The organism is Egibacteraceae bacterium (genome assembly GCA_040905805.1).
Classification (GTDB): Bacteria; Actinomycetota; Nitriliruptoria; order Euzebyales; family Egibacteraceae; genus DATLGH01.
The window spans coordinates 1-7398 of the sequence record JBBDQS010000056.1; the positions used below are offsets into that span (position 1 = coordinate 1).

9 protein-coding genes are annotated in these 7398 nt (G+C 72.8%); 5 read left to right on the forward strand and 4 right to left on the reverse strand.

Annotated elements, in window-relative coordinates:
• Nucleotides 1-131 precede the first annotated feature (131 nt).
• Entirely contained in the window at nucleotides 132-1022 is an 891-nt protein-coding gene (locus WD250_07050; protein ID MEX2619960.1) for a LysR family transcriptional regulator, read from the reverse strand.
• Between the two features lie 77 nt (nucleotides 1023-1099).
• On the opposite strand from WD250_07050, the gene WD250_07055 reads away from it, so the two are divergent.
• The 4 genes from WD250_07055 to WD250_07070 are packed head-to-tail and all read left to right on the forward strand — an operon-like array spanning nucleotide 1100 to nucleotide 4604.
• Nucleotides 1100-2086 carry a putative selenate ABC transporter substrate-binding protein gene (locus WD250_07055; GenBank protein ID MEX2619961.1) on the forward strand — a complete coding sequence of 329 codons (987 nt, stop codon included), beginning with the start codon at nucleotides 1100-1102 and terminating at the stop codon, nucleotides 2084-2086.
• Nucleotides 2083-2907: an ATP-binding cassette domain-containing protein gene (locus tag WD250_07060; GenBank protein MEX2619962.1), complete on the forward strand. Its 825-nt coding sequence runs from the start codon at nucleotides 2083-2085 to the stop codon at nucleotides 2905-2907. The genes WD250_07055 and WD250_07060 overlap by 4 nt, the downstream gene beginning before the upstream one ends.
• Nucleotides 2908-3717, forward strand: a complete 810-nt coding sequence (locus WD250_07065; protein ID MEX2619963.1) for an ABC transporter permease subunit — start codon at nucleotides 2908-2910, stop codon at nucleotides 3715-3717.
• Nucleotides 3717-4604, forward strand: coding sequence for an ABC transporter permease subunit (locus tag WD250_07070; protein MEX2619964.1), 888 nt, complete (start codon nucleotides 3717-3719; stop codon nucleotides 4602-4604). Before WD250_07065 ends, WD250_07070 begins: the two co-directional genes overlap by 1 nt.
• An 11-nt stretch (nucleotides 4605-4615) precedes the next feature.
• Here the strand turns inward: WD250_07070 and WD250_07075 are convergent, their stop codons facing one another.
• The 3 genes from WD250_07075 to WD250_07085 are packed head-to-tail and all read right to left on the reverse strand — an operon-like array spanning nucleotide 4616 to nucleotide 6773.
• Complete coding sequence (locus tag WD250_07075; protein MEX2619965.1) at nucleotides 4616-5011, reverse strand: VOC family protein; 396 nt, start codon at nucleotides 5009-5011, stop codon at nucleotides 4616-4618.
• Nucleotides 5008-5925 (reverse strand): carbon-nitrogen hydrolase family protein, encoded by a 918-nt coding sequence (locus tag WD250_07080; protein MEX2619966.1) that lies wholly within the window; start codon nucleotides 5923-5925, stop codon nucleotides 5008-5010. The genes WD250_07075 and WD250_07080 overlap by 4 nt, the downstream gene beginning before the upstream one ends.
• Entirely contained in the window at nucleotides 5922-6773 is an 852-nt protein-coding gene (locus WD250_07085; protein MEX2619967.1) for a class I SAM-dependent methyltransferase, read from the reverse strand. The genes WD250_07080 and WD250_07085 overlap by 4 nt, the downstream gene beginning before the upstream one ends.
• 133 nt (nucleotides 6774-6906) lie before the next feature.
• Here WD250_07085 and WD250_07090 point away from each other — a divergent pair.
• Nucleotides 6907-7398 (forward strand): ATP-binding protein (locus tag WD250_07090; protein MEX2619968.1); only part of this gene is annotated, 492 nt, incomplete at its 3' end.

Below are 7398 nucleotides of genomic sequence, written 5' to 3' on the forward strand. Positions count from 1 at the left end.
GCCAGCGCACCACCCTGGACGTGGTCGCCTCGCCAGGCCACTTCCCCGGGCGCGTCGCCGGGCCAGCGCACCACCCTGGACGTGGTCGCCTCGCCAGGCCACTTCCCCGGGCGCGTGGCCGGGCCGGCTGTTCATACCTGCGCCGAGTCTGCGGCGTAGGCGATGAAGGCGGCCAGGTGGGCCGGGCGTCGGCGGTCGGTCTCGTAGACCAGCCACAGCCGGCGCACGACGGGCATCCCGGCCACCCGCACCGCCACGACCTGCCCCGGGTGCGCCGCGACGGCGCGTACGCTCACCACCCCGATGCCGAGGCCGGCCGCGACCGCGGAGACCACCGCCTGGCTGGAGCCCACGCTGAGGGTCGAGGAGCCCGCCGGCAGCTCCTCGCCGGCCGCGGCGACGGCGTCGCAGAAGGTGCGCTGCGTGCCCGAGCCGTCCTCCCGCCAGATCAGCCGCTCGCCGGCCAGCGCGTCAAGGGCGATCCCGTCGGTGCCGGCCAGCGGGTGACCGGTCGGGACGGCGAGCACGATCTCGTCGCTGGCCACCGCCACGTACGTCAGGCGCCGGTCGGGGTTCTTGCGACCGGCGAAGCCGATGTCGGCGCGGTGCTCGAGCAGCGTGCCCGGGACCGCGGCCGAGTCAGCGGCGATCAACTCCGCGGAGACCGACGGGTAGCGCTCGTTGAACCGGGCCACGACGTGGGGCACGACGTAGTCGCCCGGTGTGGTGCTCGCCACGATCCGCACCGTGCCGTGCAGCGGTGCGGTGTGGCCGTCCAGCTCGCCGCGCAGCGCCGTGACCGCGTCGAGGATCTCCTCGGCGAACACGAGCACCCGTGCCCCGGTGACGGTGAGCTGCACGCCGGCCGTGCTGCGCTGGAGCAGCCGGGTGCCGAGGTCGGCCTCCAGTCGCTGCAGCCGCCGGCTCAGGCCGGGCTGGGAGCAGCCGAGCGCCTGGGCCGCCGCGGTCAGGCTGCCCGCGGCCGCCGCCGCGCGCAACGCGTCGAGGTCTCCGGTGCGCACCCCGCCATGCTAGCCCCAACCATGCCGAAGCCGCATGGCAGTTGCGCCCTCTCACCGATCCCGGTATCTCTCGCGGCATGACATCATCCTCAGGACGGTCGCTGCGCGACCGCCACACCCGGCACAGCAGACAATCGCCTCCGCAAGCTCCGGCGATCCACTCGTCAGCGCTGTGGAGCCGTCTCGTCCTCGCCGCCCTCGCCGGGACGCTCGCCCTGGTCGCCGTCGCCTGCGGCACCGACGAGGCCGGCGATGACCCCCCTGCTCTGGTGATCGGGGGCATCCCCGACCAGGACGTCGCCGTGCTCGAGGAGCGCTTCGAGGGCATCGCTGACTACCTGTCCGAGGAGGTCGGCATCCCGATGCGCTACCAGCCGTCGGTGGACTACACCGCCGTGGTCACCGCCTTCGCCAACGGCGACCTGCTGCTGGGCTGGTTCGGGGGGCTGACCGGCGTGCAGGCGCGGCTTGAGACCCCCGGCGCGCACGCCGTCGCGCAACGCCCCATCGACGAGGAGTTCCACTCGGTGTTCATCGCCGGCGCGGACGTGGACGCCGACTCGCTGGCCGACCTGGCCGGCACCGCCTTCACGTTCGGCAGCGAGAGCTCGACGTCGGGCCACCTCATGCCCCGCGCCTTTCTCACCGAGGCCGGGGTGGACCCCGAGGCCGACTTCGACGGCCCGCCGAGCTACGCGGGCTCCCACGACCAGACCTGGAAGCTGGTCGAGGCCGGGACCTTCCAGGCCGGCGTGCTCAACGAGTCGGTATGGCAGCGCGCGGTCGAGGAGGGCCAGGTCGACACCGACCGGGTGCGGGTGGTGGAGCGCACCCCGCCCTACGTCGACTACCACTGGGTCGCCCACCCCGACATCGACGAGGTCTACGGGGCAGGCACCACCGAGCAGATCGTGGACGCGCTGCTGGCCATGGACGAGGGCGGACCCGAGGCCCAGGACATCCTCGAGCTGTTCGAGGACACCGCCTTCATCGCCACCGACGACGACAACTACGCCACCATCGAGCAGGTGGCCCGCGACCTCGAGCTGATCGGCTCGCCGTGAGCACGACCGCCCCTGCGTGCGAGCTCGACGACCTGGTCGTGTCCTACGGCGCGGAGGTCGCCGTCGGCCCCCTGTCCCTGCGGGTGGCGCCGGGTGAGACGGTCGCGCTGGTCGGCCCGAGCGGCGCGGGCAAGACCTCCGTGCTGCGGGCCCTGTCGGGCATGGTCACCCCCGCGGCGGGGACCGTGCGCCTGGGGGGCGAGGACCTCGACCGCCTCCGCGGCCGGCGGGAGCTGCCGCGACGGGTCGGGATGGTCTCCCAGGGCCTGGACCTCGTCCCGCAGCTGTCGGTCAAGCACAACGTGCAGGCCGGCGCGTTGGGCCGATGGGGGCTCGCCCGGTCGCTGGCCGCGCTGGTGCTGCCCCTGGAGCACCCGCCGGCCCGCGCGGCCGCACGCCGCCTGGGCGTGGAGGACCTGTTCGCCAAGCGTGTGGCGGACCTGTCGGGCGGTGAGCAGCAGCGCGTCGCGCTGGCCCGCCTGCTCGTGCAGGACCCCGCCCTGGTCCTCGCCGACGAGCCCGTGGCCTCCCTGGACCCGGCCCGCGCCGACGACCTGCTCGGCCTGCTCTGCGAGGCCGCCCGCGAACGCGGGCGGACCCTGGTCGCGAGCCTGCACACCCCCGACCTGGCCCGCCGTCACTTCGACCGCATCATCGGGCTGCGCGGCGGCCGGGTCACCTTCGACCTGCCGCCGGCGGGCGTCACCCCCGAGGTGCTCGACCGCGTGTACCGCCTGATCGCCCCCGTGGAGGACGCGCCGGGTCCGGGTCGCACCGAGGGGGGCGGTTCCGCCCCCGGTGCCCGGGCCGACACGGGCTAGATGAGCGCCGCCCCGGGGTTGGTGGGGGTGCGTCCGCGGTTCAACCGCCGCGGCGCCCTGACGGCCCTGCTCGCCGGCGCGTTCCTCGCCAGCCTCGCCATGGTCGCCGGCGACGAGCTGACCCACTCCGGGGGCGGCGCAGCGGCCTGGGACCTGCTGGGCTCCCTGCTGCGCCCCGACCTGTCGCGGGCCTTCCTGGCCACCGTGGCCGAGGCCAGCCTGCTCACCCTCGGCTACGCGGTGGCCGGCATGTCGGTGGCCCTGGTGATCGGCGTGCCCGGCGCCTTCCTCGTCAGCGGCGTCCTCACCCGCCGGCGGGTGGTCCGGGCCGGGTCGGTCGCCGCCGGCCGCTCGGTGTTCGCCACGCTCCGGGCCATCCACGAGCTGGTCTGGGCCCTGCTGCTGCTGAGCATCCTCGGCCTCACACCCCTCGCCGGGGTGCTGGCCATCGGCATCCCCTACGGGGCGACGGTGGCGCGGGTGCTCGGCGAGCGCCTCCAGGACGTGCCGCCCGCACCGCCCGCGGCGCTGGAGACCGCCGGCGCGTCCCCCTGGCAGATCCTGTGCTACGCCCGCCTGCCGCTGGCCGGCGCGGACATGGCCGGCTACGTCTTCTACCGCTTCGAGTGCGCGGTGCGGGCCGCGGCGGTGCTGTCGTTCATCGGGCTGGGCGGCATCGGCTACCGCATCGAGATCGCCCTCGCCGACCTGCGCTTCGAGCAGGTGTGGACGCTGCTGGCCGCGCTGGTCACGGTGATCGTGATCGTCGACCGGGTCTCGGCCATGGTGCGCGCCCGGATGGTGGTGTGATGGACGACGTGCGGCTGGAGGCCGCGCAGGCCCGGATGCTGCCCGACGCCACCGCGCGCACGCCCACCCGGCGGGCCACGCTGCACCTGGCCGCCGGGGTGCTCGTGACCGTGGTCGCCGCGTGGTGGTTCGTCCTGGCCCAGGAGGGCAGCGACGTGCCGGCCGCCGGACAGGTCCTCGACCGCACCGTGGATTTCGCAGGCCGGCTGCTGGGCGTGGGTGACGAGGCCACGCCCGCGTACGCGCAGTCGGCCAAGTGGGCCGTCGTGGGCCGCCTGGCCCTTGACACCGTGGTGATGTCGGTGCTGGCCGCGGGCATGGCCGGCCTCGGCGCGCTGGCCACGATCGCCTTCGCCGCCCGCAGCCTGACCATCGGTGAGTTCGCGCCCGCCAACCGCCTGCTCGGGCGCGCGGCCTACCTCGTCGTGCGCGGTGTCCACGTGGTCGCCCGCTCGGTGCCCGAGCTGGTGTGGGCGCTGCTGCTGGTGTTCCTCGTCCGCCCGGGCGTGCTGGCGGGGGCGCTCGCGCTGGCGTTGCACGACCTCGGCGTGATGGGGCGCCTGGGCGCCGACGTCATCGACGGCCTCGACCGCGGCCCGCTGCGCGGCCTGCGCGCGTCGGGCGCGCGCCGTCTGGAGATCCTGGCCTACGGGGTGCTGCCGGCGGCGCTGCCGCAGCTGGTCACGTTCCTGCTGTACCGCTGGGAGGTGATCATCCGCGCCAGCGTCGTCGTCGGGTTCATCACCGCGGCTGGTCTCGGCTTCCAGCTGCGCCTGGACCTGTCGGCGCGGCGCTGGACCGACGTCGCGCTGATCCTGCTCGTCTACGTGCTGCTGGTGTGGACCGTCGACCTCGCCTCCACGGCCCTGCGCCGCCTGGCGCGCTGAGGCGCCGGCCGTCAGGCTGGCGGGGCGAAGAGCTCGAGGGCGATGCCGTCGGGGTCTCGGAAGCTGAGGCCCGAGCCGTAGTGGGCGTCGACGATGCCGCCGTGGGTGATGCCGAGATCGTCGAGTCGTGTCTCCCAGGTGGTGAGGCTGTCTCGGTCGGGGCAGCCGAAGGCGATGTGGTCGAGTCCGGTGCGGAACTCGGTGAACGTGTCGTCCGGGTCAGTGCTGGGGTGTTCGTGGAGGCCGAGCAGCGTGCCGTCGATGAGGAACACGGTGTGGTGGAAGCCGCCGTCGGTCACCTCGTCGAGGACTGGTTCGGCGCCGATCAGGCGCTGGTACCACGGCCGGCTCACCGACAGGTCGGTGACGGTCACGGCGACGTGGCCGATGCCTGGGAAGTCGTTCATGCGGTCCTCCGTTCTTGGTTGATGGTCAGTTCGAGGATGTCGGGGCGGGCGTAGTGGCCGGTGGGGTCGAAGCTTCGGCGCCCGATGGCGATCCGATCGAGGTCGAGGGTTGCGGTGACGGTCCCTGCCTCGCCGACCAGGGGGCCTTCGAGGATCTCGCCGCCGGGGGCGACGATGGTCGTGTTTCCCCGGGACAGGTGGTCCTCGGCGCCGCCGTAGAGGTCATCGGCACCGGGAAGGTCTCTGGGGACGTCACACCCGCGGAGGTAGGCGGAGACGCCGATGACGAACACCTGTCCTTCCTTGGCGATGTGTCGCAGCGTCGACAGCCACTCGTCGCTGTTGTCCCAGGTGGGGACGAGGAGCACGTCGATGCCCTTGTGGTAGAGCGCGGCACGCGCAAGCGGCATGTAGCTCTCCCAGCAGATGAGCGACCCGACCTTGACCCCGCCGACATCGACCACGGTGAGCATCGGCCCCTGGCCGTTGGCCCACACCAGCCGTTCCGCTCCGGTCGGGACGAGCTTGCGGTGCAGCCCGGCGATCGCACCCTCGTCGTCGATGTAGACGACGGCGTTGTAGAGCGTGCCCGACGAGCTTCGCTCCGTGATCCCGAGCGCGACCCAGGTCGAGCTGTCACGGGCTGTCTCGCGGATCGGATCGAGCGCTGGCCCGTCGATCTGTACCGCTTGATCAGCGAACCGTCGGTACCACTCGGCGTCGTTCCACGGCTTGCATCGCCAGACCCAGTCGGGATAGCCGGGAACGAACGATTCGGGGAACACCACGAGGTCGCAACCGTCGACTCCGGCCGTCGTCACGTGCGCGGCTACGGCTTTGATGGTCGCGTCGCGGTCGAGGTGTGCGGGTGTGGCCTGGACCGCCGCCACCCGCAGCTGGGCTCGGCCGTTCATCGCGTGGCTCCGGCGACGACGAGCTCGCACGGGCCGACGAACCCCCGGTCGCTCTCGAACTGCCCGAGCGCCTCCTCGATCTCGGCCCACACCGATCGCTGCGCTTCGGAGCTCAACGAGGCCAGCATCTGGTGCAGCGCACCGAAGGACTCCCGCTCGAAACGGGCGCACTCCGCAGCCGAGGGAAGGTGAACCGGAGCGTCGATGACCTCGACGACGATGTCGTGGAAGCCGGCCGTGGTGAGCTCGCGGTGGACGAGCTCGGGGTCGGCGAAGCTGAACGGTCCCGGCTGGTCCGGCGCGGGGGCGGGCAGCTCGGCGCGTCGGCGGATGATCGACACGGGCAGCGAGAAGAACTGGTTGGTGGCAGCGGTGGAGTAGGTGATGGTGGCGAAGCGGCCACCGTCGGCGAGCGCGTGGTGGATACCGGTCAGGGCGCGGTGCCGGTCGGGGAAGTAGATGAAGCCGACCCGTGAGATCGCCGCGTCGAAGCTTCCTGCGTCGAGGTCGTGGAGGTGCTCGCCGTCGAGCTCGCGTGTCGACACGTTGTCCATTCCGGCGTCGGCTGCTGCCTTGGCCGCGTAGCGCAGGATCTCCGGTGACAGGTCGGTCGCCAGCACCTGTCCGGAGGGTCCCGCGCGGTGGGCGGCGGCGATGCTCTGGCCACCGGCGCCAGCAGCGACGTCGATGACGGAGCTCCCGGCGGTGACGCCGGCGAGGTCGAGCATCCGGTCGGTCGCGGGGCCCAGCCAGGTCTCGAGCAGCGGCGCCCAGGCGTTCCAGCCCGAGGCGTATTCCTGCCATTGCTGGCGGGTGGTCGTCTTGTACTGCGCTGGGTCGAATGCCATGAGCTCGTCTCCTCGTTGATCGTGCCGGTGGTGTGGTCGCCTCCGACGTGGTCTCATCTCCTAGGCGCCAGATTCGGAGCCGAACCCGCCAGATCCGTTCTGGCGATCCGCCTGCAGCCGCCAGGGAGGCGCGATGGCCGAGTTGACGCGAGAGCGGGTCTTCGGCCGTGAAGCCCAGCTCGAGCAGATCGTCTCGGCCATCGACGCACCCGGGTCGGGCGTGCGCAGGCCGGTGTTCGTCAGCGGGTCGGCTGGCATCGGGAAGACGTCGGTCGTCCGTGCCGCCCTCAATCGCTGCCGTAGCGGTGCGCTGGTGGCCTGGGGAACGTGCTGGCACGGTGAGGGCGCTCCTGGGTTCTGGCCCTGGATCCAAGCGTTTGCCGACCTGTCGCGCGATGTCGGCGTGGACGCCGCGGTCGACGCGGCCGGTCGGGACCGCGAGCTGCTGTCGGCGCTCGTCCGGGACCTCGGCCCAGGACCTGACTCGGCCGACCCTCGGTGGGACCGTGTGCTGTTGCTCGACGCGGCCCGCCGCTGGATCGAGACGATCGCCGCCGACCGTGCCGTCGCGTTGGTGCTCGACGACCTCCAGTGGGCCGATCCGTCGTCGCTCGAACTGCTCGGC

Bases quoted from the DNA above. Each gene is read 5' to 3' on its own strand.
- WD250_07075 (MEX2619965.1), bottom strand. From the start codon at position 5,011: ATGAACGACTTCCCAGGCATCGGCCACGTCGCCGTGACCGTCACCGAC.
- WD250_07085 (MEX2619967.1), bottom strand. From the start codon at position 6,773: ATGGCATTCGACCCAGCGCAGTACAAGACGACCACCCGCCAGCAATGG.
- WD250_07080 (MEX2619966.1), bottom strand. From the start codon at position 5,925: ATGAACGGCCGAGCCCAGCTGCGGGTGGCGGCGGTCCAGGCCACACCC.
- WD250_07065 (MEX2619963.1), top strand. From the start codon at position 2,908: ATGAGCGCCGCCCCGGGGTTGGTGGGGGTGCGTCCGCGGTTCAACCGC.
- WD250_07055 (MEX2619961.1), top strand. From the start codon at position 1,100: ATGACATCATCCTCAGGACGGTCGCTGCGCGACCGCCACACCCGGCAC.
- WD250_07070 (MEX2619964.1), top strand. From the start codon at position 3,717: ATGGACGACGTGCGGCTGGAGGCCGCGCAGGCCCGGATGCTGCCCGAC.